We start from the raw sequence: 17,836 nt of genomic DNA on the forward strand, positions 1-17,836 counted from the left end.
TAAAAAATGCAACAAAAACAGGAGGATACTACTGGGTGTTTGCAACAGTATATCCATTTGAGAGTTGTGATGGAACAAAAGGGTTTTTATCTTGTAGAAGAAAACCATCAAGAGAAGAAATAGCTGACGCTGAAGCTTTATATGCTCAGTGGAATAAAGAAGAAGGAAGGTAAGTCCTTAACCTTCTTCAATTCTAGTTGGTAAAATAATAGTAAACTTCGCACCCTTGTAAGTTTGCGTATCGTGTTTCATCTCAGAATTTTCAACACTAATAAAACCTTTTAGGTGTTTATTGATTATTTCATAGGTCATATAAAGACCAATTCCCGTACCTTGACTTTTATGTTTTGTTGTAAAATATGCTTCAAAGATTTTATCAATATGCTCTTTGGCAATTCCTCCAGCATTATCTTGAATAGTAATTGTAATATAGCCTTCTTTACCTTGAGTACACTCTTTTATATCACAATTTGGCATTTTACATTCTTTTTGGAATTTAATATCAAATTTGATTACTCTATTTTTAATCTCTTTATTTTCAAAAGCATCAATGGCATTGTTTAGTATGTTCATTAAGCCTTGAAGAAGTTCATTTTCATAGGTTACAAAAGCAGTACTATCAATATCAGACTTAAGTTCAATTTCCTTTGAAGTAAGCCTTGAAGAGATAAGTTGAATAGCTTTATTATATATAACTTGAGTATCAACTTCTTTTTTTACTCTATTTGGATTAAAAAACTCTCTAAAATCATCAATTGTTTGAGAAAGGTGTTTTGTAGTTTTTACAATAGTTTCCATTCCCTTATCAAACTCTTTATCATCAAGCATTCCTAGCTCTTTTTGGATTTTAGTTCCAGAAGCAATAGTTGAAACAGAAGATAAAGGTTGTCTCCATTGGTGAGCTATATTTCCTAACATCTCACCCATTGAAGCCATTTTTGATTGCTGATATAAAACCATATCTTTTTTTCTATTTTCTTGGATTTCATTTTCAATTCGTTCATGATATCTTGTGAAAAAGTTTTTTAATATATTTGAAATATAAAAAGCAAGGGCGATTAAAATAGCACTAAGAATTAAACTTATAATAAGAGTCTTTTTTAGAGACTCATTATTCATAGCTCTTAACTCTTTTTTCTTAGCTTCTAAGTACTTAAGCATATCAAGATTATAAAAGCCAGAACCAATAGCCCAACCCCAATCATCAACACCTCTAATATAAGTTGTTTTATAGGCAGGTTTCCCCGTTTCAGGCATAATTGAACCAATATAACTAATAAATCCTGGTTCTTTTTTTGCTTGTTTTATAATCTCTTTTGTAATCATAAAACCATTTGAATCAACTAAATCAATTCTTTGTTTACCAATATACTCTTTTTTTACGTGTGCAAGTTGGTAACCATCATAATCAAAAATAAAAATATATCCATTTTTACCATATCTTACATTTTGAATGTGTTCTCTTATTATGTGGTTTTTTATTTCATTATTGAAGTCTTCTTTGTATTCCCCTGTACCAATTATAATATCAAGAGGTTTATACAGTTTTATATATGTAACTTTCTCAAACTTTTTATTACCCATATTTGGTTTTACAGCTTTAAGTTCTCCAAAGTACTCTTCTTCAGTTTTAAAATGGTCAATTATCTCTTTATATAAGTAGTTTCCAAAACTATCTTTTAACTTTGATACATCATTGTTTTCATATTCAGGAGTGATAGGATGAAGAATACTAAATCCATTTTTCTTAGCTATATAAAAATAGCCCCTCCCATCATTAAACCGAATAGTTCTAATACTCTCTTTTATAATATTTAAAAGCTCTTTTTCTTCTAAGTGAGAGTACTTTTTATGTAAGTTTTCAACTATTAGATAAACTTCTTGAACTCTTGTTTTTAATCTGTTTTCAAGTCTATGTTCTAGGTTTTCTCTTTCTCTTTGAATATCTTTATATGCTTTTTCTACTTGAAACTTTGTAAGTCTTTTATTTGATTCTATATAGTTTTTTTTATAAATCTCTAAATCTTTTTCAAAATTTTGTTCATTTTGAATATAGATTAGAGAGTTAATTAATATTGCAATTAATGTAATAATAATTATTGGTGAGTATTTGATAAAGTTTAAAAGTTGTTGTTCACTTTTTATAAGCAACTTATTTCTCCAAATACTCAATTAAAAGAGTTTTTGCTCTATTTGATAAAATATTTTTATATAAAGTTTTATTCACTTTATAAATATTTTTACTCTCATTTTGAATTAAAGTTGCAACAAAATCAGAGTCAACAGAAAGTTTTACAAAAAGTCTATTGTCCTTACTTAACCAAGAGTTTTTAATCTTACTTTTCGATACTGCTTTTAAAGATATTTGTTCTGCAATATTTTTTAAGTCTTGATCAAAAGTCATAGGGTTATCTAGTTTTTGTTCATACTCTTTATAATACTCAATTGTTTTTAAATAGATTTTCTTACTAAGTTTATTACTTGCAATTAATAGAGTTCTTTTTTTATCAAACTCTTTAACATCTCCATCTTTTATATATGAAAAGGCAACAATAGAAATAGAATTTTTTTCATTAATTTCTTTTACCCAGCTTGGAGCATCTTCAGGTATTTTTGTAGGTTTAACTTCTTTTACTATTTCCTCATCATCACTAAAAGGGTTAAGTGATGATAGAGAAAAACAACCATTAAAGATAAATGTTAATGATATGATTGCTAAAAGGTTTTTAATCATTATTTATCGCTGTAGTTTTCAATAAGTTCTCTTGCTTGTTGTAATGCTTTATCACTACTATCTTTATCAAATGTTAATGCAACTGCCATTCTTCTTCCTTCATGGCTTTGAGGTTTACCAAATACTCTTGCATATGAAGTAGCTGTAAAGGCTTCATCTTTTACTTCTACAACAGGATTAAAAGTATCGTTTTTAGCTTTATAAGCTGCACTTGCACCTGCTCCATAATCAATAAAGTCTAAAGGTAATCCTAAAACTGCTCTTACATGAAGTGCAAACTCACTTTGAGATTGAGTAATCATAGTTACCATACCTGTATCATGTGGTCTTGGGCTTACTTCTGAGAAATAAACTTCATCACCTTTTACAAATAACTCAACACCAAAAATACCTCTTCCACCTAAACCATCAGTGATAGTTTTTGCAACTTCTTGAGATTTTCTTTTAGCAATTTCACTCATGTTCATTGGTTGCCATGAAAAAATATAGTCACCATCTTGTTGGATATGTCCAATTGGTTCACAAAATACAGTTTGAGACTCATTTCTAGCAGTTAGCATAGTGATTTCATAATCAAAAGTGATAAACTCTTCAACGATTAATTCACTTGCATCACCTCTTGCTTCTTTTGCAAGTTCCCAAGAGTTTTGTAAGTCTGCTTCACTTCTAGCGATACTTTGACCGTGTCCTGAACTACTCATTACAGGTTTAATTACACAAGGAAAACCAATATTTCCTGCCGCTTTTTCTAAACCTTCAAAAGTAGTTACAAACTCATATTTACTAGTTGGAAGGCCAAGCTCAACTGCTGCAAACTCTCTAATGTTTTTTCTATTCATAGTTTTGTTTACTGCATCTGCATTAGGAATTACATGGTAACCTTCTTCTTCTGCTGTAAAAAGTGCTTCAATATTGATAGCTTCAACTTCTGGTAAAACATATGTTGGTTTTTCTCTTCTAATTACATCTAAAATCTCATTTTTGTTTTTCATATTGATTGTATAAGATTTGTTTGCAACTAATTGTGCAGGAGCATTATTATAAGAATCTACTGCAATAGTCTCTATTCCTAATCTTTGTGCTTCAATAATAACTTCTTTACCTAACTCTCCACTTCCAAGAAGCATAATCTTTATAGAGTCTGATTTAAGAGGTGCTGTAAAATTCATTTTTATTTTTCCTTATTAATTGTTTTTTCGTAAAATTTTTTATCAAGTTCAGTTAGCTTATATTTTCTAATAATAGATTTTAGGATTTTTACATATTCATAACCAATAGCAGAGTATTTAGTCATATCTTCACTTAAGATATATCCATTAATAAATTTTCCATCTTTTCTCATTTTTGCTCTGTTTGTTCTAAAGCTTTTATAAGCTCCTGTTCTATTTAGGTTTCTCATATATACTGCAATAGAAGACTCTAAATTAGGGAAGATTCTAACCATATGTTTTTTCCCTGCTTCTCTTCTTAAAGGAACCATTCCTATTTTTTTATCATAAGTCCAGTGTCCAAAAATATTGTTTGCTTGTCTAATAAATCTACTTTTCCCCCAAGCACTCTCAGTTGCAGCTTGTGCAATAGCAAGTGAAGTAGGAATAATATCTACTCTTGTTAAAAATGTTTTATAGTCATAGATGTTTTTAACTTTATATTTTTTTTGTAATCTTTCAAGCTCTTTATACTCTTTTGAAGTTTCACTTAAATCTTTTTTCCCATTAAGTGAAAGAATAAAATCTCTTTCTTTTAGGGTTTTAAGGTTTTCAATTTCAACTTTTTTTTCTAAGAAGTTAAAAAAGTAGTCTTTTGCTTTTTGACCATGAAGTTTATAATACTCTTCAGGAAAACCTTTATTTGAAGTGTTTGCTAAAGAAAGAGTACAAAGAAATGCACTCAATAATAAAATTTTAAATAGTTTCATTTGAAGCCTTTAAATTGTAGTTGTGAAGACTTTTTTAACAGCACCTTTAAAATAGATTTTTCCATCTATTTTTGAGATAGTTAGTTCTTCTTTACTGATTGGATAAACTAATGCTTTTTCATCTACAAGGTTTAAATCAAGACATCTTAAAAAACAAGCAACCATACCTGTTCCACAAGCTTTTGTCTCACCTTCAACACCTCTTTCATATGTTCTTACATAAAGTTTTTTATCTTCAACTTTTACAAGATTTACATTTGCATTGTATTCATATCTCATTTTTGCACAAATATCATGGTCATATTTCTCTAAATCATCTACAAGTGCAACTAAGTGGGGAACTCCTGTATCTATTAAGTACCAAGTAAAACCTTCTTGTTCAAAAGGCTCTTTAATAACTAAAGGTTTGGTCATTTGAGTTTGTACAATATTGCTTTCTACAATTGATTCTATAAGTCCAGCTTGTGTTAAAAACTTCATACTAGAAGGCGCAAGACCATTATTATAAGCATAGTGTGCAACTGCTCTTGTTGCATTTCCACACATAGAAGCTTCACTTCCATCACTATTATAAAATAGCCATTTAAAATCTGCTTCATTACTTGGAACAAGTGCAACTAAACCATCTGCTCCAATACCTTCTGTTCTATTGCATAGCTCAACTGCTTTAGAAGAAAAGTCTTGCTCAACAAAAGTATGGAAGATTACAAAGTCATTTCCACTTGCAGAGTATTTTGTATATGTCATATTATTTCCTCAATAATTCTTTCAACTTCATCTTGTAAGTTTTTTAGATTTTTAGAGTTATCAATTACCATATGGGCTAACTCTTTTTTCTTCTCTATATCCCATTGATTTGAGATTTTTACTAGTGCTTCTTCTTCACTAATATTGTCTCTTTTCATTAGTCTTTGAACTTGTAAATCTTTTGGTGTATAAACAACTAAAGACCTAGGAATAGGGTAGTGCATTTTTTCAAAAAATAGTGGAATATCTATAAAATAAGGTTTATCTTGACTTTCAAATAGTCTTGACCTTTTTACTATCTCATCTTTTATTAGTGGATGAAGTAAACTCTCTAGTTTTAGTTTATTATCTTCATTTGTAAAGATGATTTTTCCAAGCTCTTTTCTTAGAACCTTTCCATTTTCAACATATTGACTACCAAACATTTCTGCAATTTTTGCAGAGTTTTCATCAAGTAGTTTATGTGCAATTTCATCTGCATCAATTATTAGAAACCCATGAAGTTTAAAAAGGTTACAAACTGTACTTTTACCTGTAGATATTCCGCCAGTAAGGGCGATTGCATTTTTAAATAAATCATTACTCATAGTAGATATTTTACTATAAAAATGATTTATTTATGATTATTTAATGAGAGATTACCTTCTTGCGATACCAGTTAAAGCTCTGTATTGAGCTGCTGGGAATACAAATGAAGCATGGTGGATTTCTGTTGAATAGTATTCTAAGTCAACTAATAAATCTGATCTTTGTAAAATAATATCAGCAGTTGGGTGATATTTTTTAGAAGCTAAAATTGCAGTTTCATGTCCAAATTTATATGGCATAGCAATCCAGAAGTTTTGACCAACTAAACTTAAGTCATCTTTTAACTTTTGCTCATCAGATGAGAAACTTGAAGTAGAGAATGAAATAACACCATCATTTTTTAGTACTCTTTCAATGTTTGCTAAAAGCATTTCATCAAGATTTACGTCAGTAAAAATTAGTAAGTCAACATTTTTTTCATCTTTAGAAGTTAAAATTGAAGTGTCACCATACTCAACATTTTTTAGGTTATGCTTTTCAACCTCTTTTTTTAATTCATCACTTACAGACCCAATTACTAAAACATTTTCTGGTTCTTTATGCGTACAGATAGGAGTATGCACCATCATTTCATTAAAGGCTTGATTATTTTTCATTTTTATAAGTCCTTATATTTTATAAAATTTTAGGTATAATAGCAAAATACTATTAAACTTAATAAATATATCTTTACGGCATAAAAAATTAAGCTGATATTTAACAGATATATTTAAAAACAAAAATAAAGAAGGAAAATAATGTCAACAGTAAGTTATAAAGATGCTGGTGTAGATATTGATGCAGGAAATCAGTTTGTAGAAAATATTAAGCCACATGTTAAATCTACTTTAATCCCAGGAGTACTTGGAGGAATTGGTTCATTTGCAGGTGCATTTGAATTACCAACAGGTTATAAAAACCCAGTTTTATTATCAGGAACTGATGGAGTAGGTACAAAACTTAAACTAGCGATTGACTCGAAAAAATTTGATACTGTAGGAATTGACTTAGTTGCAATGTGTACAAATGACTTACTTTGTAATTTTGGAGAGCCATTATTTTTCCTAGATTACTATGCAACTGCAAAACTAGAAGTTGATGCTGCAACTGATGTTGTAAAAGGTATTGCAGAAGGTTGTATTAGATCTGAGTGTGCATTAGTAGGTGGTGAAACTGCTGAAATGCCTGGTATGTATAAAGAGGGTGATTTTGATTTAGCTGGTTTCTGTGTAGGTATTGCAGAAAAAGAAGAGTTAAATAGAATTGAAAAAATAGAAGAGGGTGATGTATTAATCGCACTTCCTTCTTCAGGTGTTCACTCAAATGGTTTCTCTCTTGTTAGAAAACTTCTTTTAGAAAAACTTGGAATGACTTTAGAAGATGAGTTTGATGGAAAAGTTTTAAAAGATGTATTACTAGAACCAACTAGAATTTATGTAAAAGAGTTCAAAGCTAATAAAGACAAAATCAATGCTTTAGCACATATTACAGGTGGTGGTATTACTGAAAACTTACCAAGAGTACTTCCAGACAACTTAAAAGCAGTTGTTGATAGAAGTAAAATCAAAGTATTACCAATCTTTGATTATATGGGACAGTTTGTAGAGCAAGAAGAGATGTATAGAACATTTAACATGGGTGTTGGTATGGTTCTTGTTGTTAATCCTGCAAATGTAGATTCTGTATTAGAAAACACTGATGGTTATGTAATCGGTGAAATCAAAACTGGAAAAGCAGAAGTAGAATATATCTAATCTTTAAAGTTTAGATTATTTAAAAGGCAAGTTTAAAAGCTTGCCTTTTTTTGTGCATAATATTTTAAAATCTCAATTGTTTTTGAGGCATATCCCCACTCATTATCATACCAAAGTAAAAATTTAATCATTTTCTCTTTCTTTACATCTGTATATCTATGGTCAATAATAGTTGTATGGGCTTGTTTTTTGAAATCACTAGAAACAAGTGGGTCGTAGTTGTTTAAAACTATAGGATAGTTTTGGTTCTTCTCAAACTCTTCAAAAAGCTTTATAATCTCTTCTTTAGAAGTTTTCTCTTCAATAAATAAACATACATTTATAGCTCCCACTGTATCTGTAGGAACTCTTAATGAGTTTGAAGATATTAGTTCGTGGTTGATTTTGGGTTCTATAAAAGAACAAGCCTTTATAGTAGTTGTATTATTTGGAATAATATTTTGTGTAGCAGACCTTCCAAACTCGAAGTTATAGTCTACATCTCTAGTTGCACTTCCTACAAAACTTCCATCTAAAACCCTTTGATGATTTAGTAAAGGGTGTATAGTTGAAATATCACCACAAATAATCTTCTTACTTTCATCAATTATCTTTAAAGCAGGAAGTAGTGCCGTTGCATTACAAGAGCTAGTTGAAATAACTTTGTGTTTATTGGTATTAAGTTCTTGTTCATTTACTCCAAGAATAATATTTTTATGGGCATTTTCATTTGCATGGGTTAAAAAGATTGCTTTTACATCAAGTTTTTCAAGGCTTTTTATATCGTGTTTGATACCACTTGCATCAATGATATAATCTATATCTTTTAAATCTATATCAAAGATATTTTGATGGTTTAGAATTTTGATTTTTGTTTTAGAGTTTTTTATAAAGTTATCATCTTCTATTGTAAATCTGTCTTCGATATTTCCATAGGTTGAGTCATGGTTAATAGAGTAAACAATATTTTTGATATAAGGGTTTATCTCATTTATTGCAACAATCTCAAAGTCTGAGTCACTTAGAGATTGTCTAAGAATAGCTTTTCCTATTCTTCCTACTCCATTTAAAAGTATTTTTTCTTTCATTAAGTTAAAGCCTAAAGTTTTTGTTTATTTTATCATATTAACTTTTAGGCAAGTAATTATTTACTCACTTTTCATTTCAATAAAAAGAAAATGTGAGTTTTCTAGTGCTTTTATTTCAAGGTTTCTCTCTTCTGTAATTTCCATTGCATCACCTTCATTTAGTTCAATATCATTTACTAAAGAGGTTCCTTCAATTTGTGCAAAATAGACTTGACGATTTTCATCTATTTTAAAATCTAAAGTTTTATTTTTATCTAGTTCACTAACATAAAAGTTTACATCTTGATGAATTTTTATAGGGGCATTACCATTTTTTGAAGAAACAATATTTAAAAGCTTGTTTTCCCTTTGCTCTTTTTTAAATTTTTCTGAACCATAAAGTCTATTAAGACCAATAGTAGGAGGTATAATCCAAATTTGTAAAAGCCTTAAATCTTCACTTTCATGCAGATTATGTTCACTATGATAGATTCCATTTCCTGCGCTTAGATATTGAACTTCCCCACGTTTTAAAGTCTCTTCATTTCCCATTGAGTCTTTGTGTGTAATTTCACCTTTAACTATATAAGAGATGATTTCCATATTATGGTGAGGATGTTTGTCAAAGCCACTTTTTGGATGAACTATATCATCATTTAAAACTCTTAATACTCCAAAATTTACGTTATCAGGGTTTCTATACTCAGCAAAAGAGAAATGAAATCTACTTTCAAGCCAACCAAGATTTGATGTTCCCATATTTTCTTTTTTTAGTTTTTTTAGCATTTTTAGTCCTTTAAATCAAAGGCAAAACATTCCATTGAGATATTTGAATACATAAATTCACTATTAAAGGATTTGCCTTTTTTATTTTTTGCACTTCCAAATATAATAAATAGAGGTAAGAAGTGTTCATCCCTTGGATGATTCTGTTTATAGTTAATAGTTTTTGCTATTTCTAGTAACCTTTCTTGGTTACCACTATTTATTATATTTATTACTTCATCATTAAAGTTTTTTGCATAAGTTTTAATTGAATCGCTTACTTGCATATCTGAAAGATTATGTGTTAATCCACCACTTCCTATAAGTAAAGCTTCATCTTTAAAGATAGCTAATTTTTCACCTAAGTCTATTAGTTGTTCTTTTGTATAAGAGCTTGGTACAGATAGTTGAATAACTGGAATATCAAGCTTATCATACATCATTGAAAGACAACTCCATACACCATGGTCATAGTTAACTCTTGTATTATCTATAGAAATATTGATGTCATTTTCTTTAAGATGCTTTACAATTTTAAGGCTTATACTCTTATCACTTTTTATTTCATATTCGTATTCATATAACTCTTTTTCAAAACCATAGAAGTCATATAATAAATCATTGTTTTCATAGTTTATAATTTTTAAGTCATTTGTCACATAGTGTGCAGAAAAAATGATTATATATTTAGGTTTTTCTAAACCCCTAGCAAAGCTTTTTATATTTGCTTTACTAAGAGAGTCTTGAAGAATAATATTTGGTGCTCCATGTGAAATAAATAGTGACGAGTACATTTAAATCCTTATTTTTTTAGAATACCTTCTAATTCAACAATTAGTTTTACTTTTTCACCAACTGCTACTCCACCAGCTTCTAATACAGAGTTATATTTAATTCCATAATCCATTCTATTAATTTTACCTTCAAGAACTAAACCAGCTCTTGTATTTCCCCAAGGGTCTTTAATTGTTCCATTTGTTTCAACATCTAAGATAACATCCTTAGTAACACCTCTCATAGTCAGTTTTCCATAAGCTTTATCATCTTCTACTTTGTTAAGATCAAAAGTAATTTGTGGGTATTTTTCTGCTGCAAAGAAGTCTGATTCTTTTAAGTGTTTATCTCTTTTTTCATTTGCAGTATTTACTGATTTCACTTCAACAACACCATTTAATGATTTTAAAGAGTTAGTCTTTTCATCATATTCAAATGAACCATTGAAGTTATCAAATTTACCAGTAACATTTGAAATCATCATATGTTTTACTTTGAATCCAACATTTGAGTGACTCTTATCTACGTTATATGTTCCACCAAATAGTGCACTTGCTGTTAAAACTGAAGCTAATCCTAGTTTTACTAATTTTGTCATTTTTTATTCCTTTTTATTAAATTATTACTAGTTAGTAATATAAATGTAAAATTTTTTTAGTTTGCTTTATAGACCTTATTTAAAAGTTCATATAAAGTATCAAGCTCTTCATCACTTAAAATTTCAAGTGATTTTTTTAGGTTTTTTGCATGATTTGGAAATACCTTTTCAATTACTTCTATTCCTTTTTTAGTAATAGTTAAAATAGAAGCTCTTTTATCTTCTGGGTCAGAAATTGTTGTTATCCATCCATCTCTTTTAAGATTTCTTACTACAACAGTTATATTACCAGGAGTACTCATTGTAAGCTTTGTAATTGAACCAATATTTAAATCACCTCTATGATAAAGTACTTCTAGCACTTTAAACTGGTTAAATGTTAAGTCAAATTCATTTAAATAGTTCACTAATCTATTATGAAACTTTGATCTAATTCTCTCTATTCTAATAATAGTTTTCATAGATTTATCTGTTCTTTTTCCATAACTTTTCAGTGATTTTGTATTCATGTATTTAACTCCTTGAATGAAAGTATATTACTAATTAGTAGTAAATGTCAAGTAGCTAAGAGACTAAAGTAGTACTAATTAGTAATAAAATGCTAATAAAAGTTCTATAAAAAGGGCTTTTATAAAATTTTAAAATTTATTAAGCTCTTTTTGTTGTACTCATAAATATAGCTGCTAAAATTAAAAAACTTCCAGTAATTCTATTTTGTACTTTCATTGCTTTTACATCTTTTATTAAAAACTTTAATTTAGATGCCATTGATGAATAACCTGTCATTACAAAGATATCAATTACACATAAAGTTAAGCAAATTATTCCAAATTGAATCCATAAAGAGTACTCAGGATTTAAAAACTGAGGAATAAATGCAACTAAAAATACAGTTGCTTTAGGGTTTGTTAGATTTATTAAAGTTGCACTAATAAAGGCTCTTTTTGCACTATATGCTTTTAAATGTTCTTCTTCATCTATAGTCTCAACTTTCTCAAAGATTTTTGAAAGACCTAAATAAATAAGATAAACAACACCAATCCATTTGATTATATTAAAAAGCATAACTGATTTTGCAATTAATGCTCCAAGTCCAATTACTACTACAAAAGTTTGTATTAATAGTCCAGCTTGTAAACCAAAGATTGCAGCATATGATTTTTTCAGCCCATATTTAATTCCATAGTTCATAGAAACAACAGCTCCTGCTCCAGGTGAAACAGAAATAGCAATAGTAGCAAGTAATAGTGTTAACCAAACATTTAATTCCATAGTGATTCTTTAATTTTAAGATTGTAAAAGATTATATAAAAAGTTTTATTAATAAAAAAAGGCAGTCGGGAAACTGCCTTTTGGAGGGAATAAATTTAATTACTATGCAGCTTTTTTAGCCGCTTTTTTAGCAACTTTCTTAGCTGCTTTTACTTTTGTTGGGTTAGTTTTTAATACTTTTTTAGTAACTTTCTTTGCAACTTTTTTTACGTCTTTTTTCTTAGCTACTTTTTTAGCTGCCTTTTTAGCGATTTTTGCAACTTTTTTTTCTTTTAATTCTTTTGCCATTTTAAATGTCCTTTAATTGTAAAATTATCTATTACTTATTGAAAAAAGTAATATAATATGGGGATTATATATTAAAAAAACAATAATGTCAAGTGTTATAACTAAAAGAAAGCTTAAAAAATGTTTTTCTTTTGTTTAACCATTTAATTATAAACACTTGGATATAATATCGAGTTTTACTAAAAGCTTATAAGGAAATTATATGTTACTAACACCAGGACCAACGCCTGTACCAGAATTTGTAAGAAAAGCTATGGCAGATGTTACTATTCACCATAGAACACCAGAATTTGAAAAAATATTTGAAGAAACAAGAGAACTATTATTTGAATTATATGGAATGGATGAAGTTGTAATGCTTGCATCTAGTGGCTCAGGTGCAATGGAAGCTTGTGTTACTAACTTAACAAAGAAAAAAGCATTAACTGTTAATTCAGGAAAATTCGGTGAAAGATTTGGAAAAATTTGTAAAGCTTTTGACATCGAATATACTGAAATCAAAAATGAGTGGAATACACCTGTTAGTGTAGATGCTATTTTAGAAGCAGTTAAAAATGACAGTGAAATTGATGCAATATTTATTCAACTATGCGAAAGTGCAGGGGGATTAAGACATCCTGTTGAAGAGATTGCTAAAGAAGTTAAAAAACTAAATAAAGACATCACAATAGTTGCGGATGGAATCACTGCTATTGGTGTTGAGAAAATTGATACTACAAACTTAGATGCAGTAATTACAGGAAGTCAAAAAGCACTTATGCTTCCTCCTGGTCTTGCAGTAATTGGTTTATCAAATGATGCAGTTTCTAAAATTGAAGAAAATGCAAAAGGTTTTTATTTTAATCTTGCAACTGAGATTAAAAAACAAAGAACAAATACTACAGCATGGACTGCAGCAACAACTTTAATCATTGGGTTAAAAGAGATTTTAGCACATATTAAAAAGAATGGTGGATTTGATGCACTTTATGAGAAAACAGCATTAAGAGCAAAAGCTACTAGAGAAGCTTTAACTGCAATTGGATGTGAAGTTTTCCCTGCAACTCCTGCAAATGCTATGACTACTATCTATACTGAAAATGCACCAGAGATTAGAAAAATTTTAAAAACTAAATACAATGTTAATATTGCTGGTGGACAAGATCATATTAAAAAATTAATCTTTAGAGTAAATCACATGGGATTAGTTGAAGATTTTGAAGCTACTTGGGTAGTAAATGCAATTGAGTTAGCAATGGACGAATTAAAACTTAGAGACTTTGATGGAACTGCTTCAAAAGTATTTTCTCAAGCGATGTTTAAAGGAAATTAATAGTTATGGTTTTTGAACACGAAATACCAAAGGGCTCAAGACTATATTTTGGAAAGTTAGCTAAGGCTAAGAGAAACTTAGAAAATAGAGTATGTGAAATTCTTGATTCAAAAGGTTTTGAAGAGATTATCACTCCTAACTTTTCTTACTCTCAGCACCAAGCAATTGAAAATGATAGAAAGCTTATCAAGTTCTCAGATGAAGCAAATGAACAAGTTTCATTAAGAGCTGATTCAACACTTGATGTTGTAAGAATTATTACAAAAAGACTTGGTAGAGCAACTTCTCATAAAAAATGGTTTTATGTTCAACCAGTATTTTCATATCCATCAACAGAAGATTATCAAATTGGATGTGAATGGATAGACCATGATAATATCGTTGATTTAGTAAATATTACTGGAAATATTTTAGATGAATTAGATATAAACCCAGTATTACAACTGTCAAATATCAATATTCCAAAACTTATTGCAAAAGAGTTTAATATAGATATTGACTACTTCAAAAATGGTGAAATAGCAAAACTATTTGAAATTGATGAAGCTTGGTTAAACTCACTTATCAAAGTAAAAGATATCAAAGACTTAGAAAAAGCTATGAAAATTTCACCAGAGGTGATAAAAGCAGAACTTGAAAAACTTTTAGAAGCAGCTAAAAATGTTGAATATAAAAACTTAGTAGTTGCTCCACTTTATCATGGAAGTTTAAAATACTATGATGATGTATATTTTAGAGTTATTCAAGATAATTTTGTAATTAGTAAAGGTGGGAAATATAGTTCTGATGGAATTTCTTCATTAGGTTTCGCACTTTATACAGATAGTTTATTAAAAATTTTAGAGGATTAGGGAAAAGATGAAAGCAGATTTAATAGTTGGTATTCAATGGGGAGACGAAGGAAAAGGTAAGATGGTTGACATGCTTGCCCAAAATTATGACATGGTTTGTAGGTCACAAGGTGGTCACAATGCAGGTCATACTATTTGGGTAGACGGTGTTAGATACGCACTTCACTTAATTCCTTCTGGTGTTTTAAATCCAAAAGCTGTAAATGTAATTGGAAATGGTGTTGTTTTATCACCAGAATCTATTATCAAAGAGATGGAACAATTTGATAATTTAGAAGGAAGACTTTTCATTTCTGATAAAGCACATTTAAATTTACCATATCATGCACAAATTGACCAAGCTAAAGAGAAACTAAAAGGTGACAAAGCTATAGGTACAACTGGTAAGGGAATTGGGCCTGCATACGCAGAGAAAATTGCTAGATCAGGATTTAGAGTAGGTGAATTATTAAACCCTACAAAATTAGCTACAAGCATTATTGAGTTCTTTGAACAAAATAGAGCTATCTTTGCTGTATTAGAGATTGATACTCCTTCAAAAGATGAATTAGTAGCACTACTTGAAACATATAAAGAAAAGCTTGCTCCATATATTGCAAATACTACAAACATGGTATGGAAAGCATTAGATGAAGATAAAAAGATTTTATTAGAAGGTGCTCAAGGTACACTTCTTGATATTGACCATGGAACATACCCATATGTTACATCTTCAAGTACAGTAAGTGCTGGAGCTTGTACAGGTCTTGGTATCTCTCCAAAAGATATTGGAGTAGTTACTGGTATTGTTAAAGCATATACTACTAGAGTTGGTAATGGTCCTTTCCCTTCAGAAGACTTTACTGAAGAGGGACAAAAAATTGCTGACATCGGAAAAGAAGTTGGTGTTACAACTGGTAGAGGAAGAAGATGTGGTTGGTTTGATGCAATTGCAGTAAAACACGCAGCTAGATTAAATGGTTGTGACCAACTATCATTAATGAAACTTGATGTTTTAGATGGTTTCCCAAGAATTAAAATCTGTGTTGCTTATGACTTAGATGGTGAAATCATTGATTATATGCCAACTGATTTAGAAAGTGTTAAACCAGTTTATGAAGAGATTGAGGGATGGGATAGTGTAGTTGGATGTAGAGAGTTTGATGCACTACCAGAAAATGCAAAAAAATATATTGAGAGAATTGAAGAATTAACAGGTGTAAAAGTTGGAATCGTATCAACATCACCAGAGAGAGCAGATACAATTATAAGAGGATAGCCCTATGAGAATGAAGTTACATCATACGCCATATATCTCAAAGAGAATTTCAAGAGATTTAGTTAATTGCGATTTTGTAGAGATTAGAAAAACAAAAGATGAAATCAGTGCTGAGATTGAAAAAATCTTAGATGCTGATATTGATCAAGAGCACGAGTTAGATGAAAAAGTTCATGAATTACTAGATGCACAAGAGGATGAAATTGAGTTCCTAAATGCAGATAGAAGACAACTATTTTGGCTAACTAAGAAAAGACTAGCTAATGACTTTGGTGTAATATTAAACAATGAAGATAGATTTTCTGATATTGCTCATAAAGTATTAGACTATTTATGGGAAGAAGATTATATTCACTATACTTGTTCAGATAACCAAGTTAAGAATGTGATTTTCTCATCTATTGATGAGTTTTTAAAAGGGTTTGAAAAAGCTGACGATGCTGTAATGGAAAAGATTAAACATTATAAAAGAAAGCTTATTGCTGGAACTGAAGAGTATGATATTGTGTATCATAGATTATACGAAGAAGAACTAATTAAAAGAGGGTTAATGTAATGCAAAAAGTATGGATTTATTTAGAAAATGGGACATTTTTAGAAGCTAATTCATTTGGTGCAACTGGTACAACAGTTGGAGAAATTGTATTTAATACATCATTAACAGGATATCAAGAAATCATTTCTGATCCAAGTTATGCTGGTCAATTTGTAACTTTTACAATGCCAGAAATTGGAAATGTAGGTGTTAATGCAGATGATATGGAAAGTAAAACAGCTTACTGTAAAGGTGTTTTAGTTAGAAATTATCATCATGAGCATTCAAACTACAGATCTGAAGGTGATTTAGATTCATTCTTAAAAGAGCATGGAGTTCTTGGAATCACTGCAATTGATACAAGATATTTAACTAAAATGATTAGAGATGAAGGTGCAATGATGATGATTGCATCAACTGAGATTTCTTCTAAAGAAGAGCTTGCTGCTAAACTAGCTGAAAGTCCAAGAATTGAAGATATCAACTATATCAAAGAAGTATCTACAAAAGAAGCTTATGTTCATAAAAATGGTGCATGGAACCATGAAAAGAAAGCTTATAACAAAGCTGTTATGAGTGATAAGAAAGTTGTAGTAGTTGACTTTGGAGTTAAAAGAAATATTTTAAATGAATTAGTTGAGTCTGGACTTGAAGTAGAAGTTGTACCTTCAACATTTAAAGCTGATGATTTAATTGCAAGATTTGAAGCAAATGAAATTGGTGGTATCTTCTTATCAAATGGTCCTGGTGATCCACTAACTTTAACAGAAGAAAAAGAACAAGTTCAAAAACTGATTAATGCAAATATCCCTATGTTTGCTATTTGTTTAGGACACCAAATGTTATCTATTGCTCATGGACATGATACATATAAATTACCATTTGGACAACATGGTGGTAACCACCCAGTTGCAAACCCAGAAACAATGATTGTAGAAATCACTGCACAAAACCATAACTATAATGTTCCAGATAGTATTGAGCAAATTGCTGAAATTACTCATAAAAACTTATTTGATGGAACTATTGAGGGTGTTAAATATAAAAATAAAGAGATATTCTCAGTTCAACATCACCCAGAGGCTAGTCCTGGGCCACACGAAAGTAAATATATTTTCGACGAATTCGCTAAGATTGTAAAATAAGTAATCTTATTTTCGCAATCTCTGCGTTGAAGTTTTAAATTTATTCGTCACATACTTTAGTATGCTCCTCAAAAATTTAAAACTTCGCCTTGACCTTACAAAAAACAATCACTTCTTTTACAATCTTATAATTTCAAAAAATCTAAATAAAACTAGCTATTTTTAAATATTTCTAATTGTATATTTTGACTATAATAAAGTTTACTTATTTGAAATCGTAGATTAAAAAAATATTGATGTAGAGTTTTGTAAAACAAACGAATTTAATCGTC

At 29.5% G+C, this 17,836-nt stretch carries 20 protein-coding genes; 6 read left to right on the forward strand and 14 right to left on the reverse strand.

Features of this window, described 5'->3' with window-relative positions:
• Positions 1-177 precede the first annotated feature (177 nt).
• The 7 genes from CRV03_RS13450 to CRV03_RS13480 are packed head-to-tail and all read right to left on the reverse strand — an operon-like array spanning position 178 to position 6,583.
• Entirely contained in the window at positions 178-2,151 is a 1,974-nt protein-coding gene (locus CRV03_RS13450) for a cache domain-containing protein (protein ID WP_164968670.1), read from the reverse strand.
• A 1-nt stretch (position 2,152) separates the two neighbouring features.
• Positions 2,153-2,734, reverse strand: coding sequence for a hypothetical protein (locus tag CRV03_RS13455; protein WP_129085663.1), 582 nt, complete (start codon positions 2,732-2,734; stop codon positions 2,153-2,155).
• Positions 2,734-3,903, reverse strand: coding sequence for a formate-dependent phosphoribosylglycinamide formyltransferase (gene purT / locus CRV03_RS13460; RefSeq protein WP_129085664.1), 1,170 nt, complete (start codon positions 3,901-3,903; stop codon positions 2,734-2,736). The genes CRV03_RS13455 and purT overlap by 1 nt, the downstream gene beginning before the upstream one ends.
• Before the next feature lie 2 nt (positions 3,904-3,905).
• Positions 3,906-4,652 carry a glucosaminidase domain-containing protein gene (locus CRV03_RS13465; protein ID WP_129085665.1) on the reverse strand — a complete coding sequence of 249 codons (747 nt, stop codon included), beginning with the start codon at positions 4,650-4,652 and terminating at the stop codon, positions 3,906-3,908.
• A gap of 9 nt (positions 4,653-4,661) precedes the next feature.
• Positions 4,662-5,399: a diaminopimelate epimerase gene (gene dapF, locus CRV03_RS13470; protein ID WP_129085666.1), complete on the reverse strand. Its 738-nt coding sequence runs from the start codon at positions 5,397-5,399 to the stop codon at positions 4,662-4,664.
• Positions 5,396-5,986, reverse strand: coding sequence for a dephospho-CoA kinase (gene coaE, locus CRV03_RS13475; protein WP_129085667.1), 591 nt, complete (start codon positions 5,984-5,986; stop codon positions 5,396-5,398). Before coaE ends, dapF begins: the two co-directional genes overlap by 4 nt.
• A gap of 51 nt (positions 5,987-6,037) precedes the next feature.
• Entirely contained in the window at positions 6,038-6,583 is a 546-nt protein-coding gene (locus tag CRV03_RS13480) for a spermidine synthase (RefSeq protein WP_129085668.1), read from the reverse strand.
• Positions 6,584-6,724: 141 nt separating this feature from the next.
• On the opposite strand from CRV03_RS13480, the gene purM reads away from it, so the two are divergent.
• Entirely contained in the window at positions 6,725-7,720 is a 996-nt protein-coding gene (gene purM, locus CRV03_RS13485) for a phosphoribosylformylglycinamidine cyclo-ligase (protein ID WP_129085669.1), read from the forward strand.
• A gap of 32 nt (positions 7,721-7,752) precedes the next feature.
• Here the strand turns inward: purM and CRV03_RS13490 are convergent, their stop codons facing one another.
• From CRV03_RS13490 to CRV03_RS13520, 7 genes are all read right to left on the reverse strand, one after another.
• Complete coding sequence (locus CRV03_RS13490; RefSeq protein ID WP_129085670.1) at positions 7,753-8,787, reverse strand: glyceraldehyde 3-phosphate dehydrogenase NAD-binding domain-containing protein; 1,035 nt, start codon at positions 8,785-8,787, stop codon at positions 7,753-7,755.
• A gap of 60 nt (positions 8,788-8,847) precedes the next feature.
• On the reverse strand, positions 8,848-9,552 hold the full coding sequence (locus CRV03_RS13495) for a pirin family protein (RefSeq protein WP_129085671.1): 705 nt from the start codon (positions 9,550-9,552) through the stop codon (positions 8,848-8,850).
• A gap of 2 nt (positions 9,553-9,554) precedes the next feature.
• A complete protein-coding gene (locus CRV03_RS13500) occupies positions 9,555-10,325 on the reverse strand; it encodes a class III extradiol ring-cleavage dioxygenase (protein WP_129085672.1) in 771 nt (256 codons plus the stop codon).
• Positions 10,326-10,333: 8 nt separating this feature from the next.
• Positions 10,334-10,903: a YceI family protein gene (locus CRV03_RS13505; RefSeq protein WP_129085673.1), complete on the reverse strand. Its 570-nt coding sequence runs from the start codon at positions 10,901-10,903 to the stop codon at positions 10,334-10,336.
• A gap of 56 nt (positions 10,904-10,959) precedes the next feature.
• A complete protein-coding gene (locus CRV03_RS13510; protein ID WP_129085674.1) occupies positions 10,960-11,412 on the reverse strand; it encodes a MarR family winged helix-turn-helix transcriptional regulator in 453 nt (150 codons plus the stop codon).
• Positions 11,413-11,551: 139 nt separating this feature from the next.
• Positions 11,552-12,175: a LysE family transporter gene (locus CRV03_RS13515; RefSeq protein ID WP_129085675.1), complete on the reverse strand. Its 624-nt coding sequence runs from the start codon at positions 12,173-12,175 to the stop codon at positions 11,552-11,554.
• A 102-nt stretch (positions 12,176-12,277) separates the two neighbouring features.
• Positions 12,278-12,463 (reverse strand): hypothetical protein, encoded by a 186-nt coding sequence (locus CRV03_RS13520; protein WP_129085676.1) that lies wholly within the window; start codon positions 12,461-12,463, stop codon positions 12,278-12,280.
• Between the two features lie 202 nt (positions 12,464-12,665).
• On the opposite strand from CRV03_RS13520, the gene CRV03_RS13525 reads away from it, so the two are divergent.
• From CRV03_RS13525 to carA, 5 genes are read left to right on the forward strand one after another with little or no spacing between them, the layout of a single operon-like run.
• Complete coding sequence (locus CRV03_RS13525) at positions 12,666-13,775, forward strand: alanine--glyoxylate aminotransferase family protein (RefSeq protein WP_129085677.1); 1,110 nt, start codon at positions 12,666-12,668, stop codon at positions 13,773-13,775.
• A gap of 5 nt (positions 13,776-13,780) precedes the next feature.
• On the forward strand, positions 13,781-14,626 hold the full coding sequence (locus tag CRV03_RS13530; protein WP_129085678.1) for an ATP phosphoribosyltransferase regulatory subunit: 846 nt from the start codon (positions 13,781-13,783) through the stop codon (positions 14,624-14,626).
• 7 nt (positions 14,627-14,633) lie between these two features.
• The gene (locus CRV03_RS13535) at positions 14,634-15,884 is read left to right on the forward strand and encodes an adenylosuccinate synthase (RefSeq protein WP_129085679.1); all 1,251 of its coding nucleotides are present in this window, start codon (positions 14,634-14,636) and stop codon (positions 15,882-15,884) included.
• 4 nt (positions 15,885-15,888) lie between these two features.
• Positions 15,889-16,440 (forward strand): DUF507 family protein, encoded by a 552-nt coding sequence (locus CRV03_RS13540; RefSeq protein ID WP_129085680.1) that lies wholly within the window; start codon positions 15,889-15,891, stop codon positions 16,438-16,440.
• Positions 16,440-17,564: a glutamine-hydrolyzing carbamoyl-phosphate synthase small subunit gene (carA, locus tag CRV03_RS13545; protein WP_129085681.1), complete on the forward strand. Its 1,125-nt coding sequence runs from the start codon at positions 16,440-16,442 to the stop codon at positions 17,562-17,564. The genes CRV03_RS13540 and carA overlap by 1 nt, the downstream gene beginning before the upstream one ends.
• Positions 17,565-17,836: the final 272 nt, after the last annotated feature.

The sequence above is a fragment of the Arcobacter sp. F155 genome, assembly GCF_004116455.1.
GTDB lineage: Bacteria > Campylobacterota > Campylobacteria > Campylobacterales > Arcobacteraceae > Halarcobacter.

Bases quoted from the DNA above. Each gene is read 5' to 3' on its own strand.
- CRV03_RS13505 (WP_129085673.1), bottom strand. From the start codon at position 10,903: ATGACAAAATTAGTAAAACTAGGATTAGCTTCAGTTTTAACAGCAAGT.
- carA (WP_129085681.1), top strand. From the start codon at position 16,440: ATGCAAAAAGTATGGATTTATTTAGAAAATGGGACATTTTTAGAAGCT.
- CRV03_RS13515 (WP_129085675.1), bottom strand. From the start codon at position 12,175: ATGGAATTAAATGTTTGGTTAACACTATTACTTGCTACTATTGCTATT.
- purM (WP_129085669.1), top strand. From the start codon at position 6,725: ATGTCAACAGTAAGTTATAAAGATGCTGGTGTAGATATTGATGCAGGA.
- CRV03_RS13500 (WP_129085672.1), bottom strand. From the start codon at position 10,325: ATGTACTCGTCACTATTTATTTCACATGGAGCACCAAATATTATTCTT.
- CRV03_RS13465 (WP_129085665.1), bottom strand. From the start codon at position 4,652: ATGAAACTATTTAAAATTTTATTATTGAGTGCATTTCTTTGTACTCTT.
- CRV03_RS13510 (WP_129085674.1), bottom strand. From the start codon at position 11,412: ATGAATACAAAATCACTGAAAAGTTATGGAAAAAGAACAGATAAATCT.
- CRV03_RS13495 (WP_129085671.1), bottom strand. From the start codon at position 9,552: ATGCTAAAAAAACTAAAAAAAGAAAATATGGGAACATCAAATCTTGGT.
- CRV03_RS13540 (WP_129085680.1), top strand. From the start codon at position 15,889: ATGAGAATGAAGTTACATCATACGCCATATATCTCAAAGAGAATTTCA.
- coaE (WP_129085667.1), bottom strand. From the start codon at position 5,986: ATGAGTAATGATTTATTTAAAAATGCAATCGCCCTTACTGGCGGAATA.
- dapF (WP_129085666.1), bottom strand. From the start codon at position 5,399: ATGACATATACAAAATACTCTGCAAGTGGAAATGACTTTGTAATCTTC.
- CRV03_RS13530 (WP_129085678.1), top strand. From the start codon at position 13,781: ATGGTTTTTGAACACGAAATACCAAAGGGCTCAAGACTATATTTTGGA.
- purT (WP_129085664.1), bottom strand. From the start codon at position 3,903: ATGAATTTTACAGCACCTCTTAAATCAGACTCTATAAAGATTATGCTT.
- CRV03_RS13535 (WP_129085679.1), top strand. From the start codon at position 14,634: ATGAAAGCAGATTTAATAGTTGGTATTCAATGGGGAGACGAAGGAAAA.
- CRV03_RS13525 (WP_129085677.1), top strand. From the start codon at position 12,666: ATGTTACTAACACCAGGACCAACGCCTGTACCAGAATTTGTAAGAAAA.
- CRV03_RS13490 (WP_129085670.1), bottom strand. From the start codon at position 8,787: ATGAAAGAAAAAATACTTTTAAATGGAGTAGGAAGAATAGGAAAAGCT.
- CRV03_RS13520 (WP_129085676.1), bottom strand. From the start codon at position 12,463: ATGGCAAAAGAATTAAAAGAAAAAAAAGTTGCAAAAATCGCTAAAAAG.
- CRV03_RS13455 (WP_129085663.1), bottom strand. From the start codon at position 2,734: ATGATTAAAAACCTTTTAGCAATCATATCATTAACATTTATCTTTAAT.
- CRV03_RS13480 (WP_129085668.1), bottom strand. From the start codon at position 6,583: ATGAAAAATAATCAAGCCTTTAATGAAATGATGGTGCATACTCCTATC.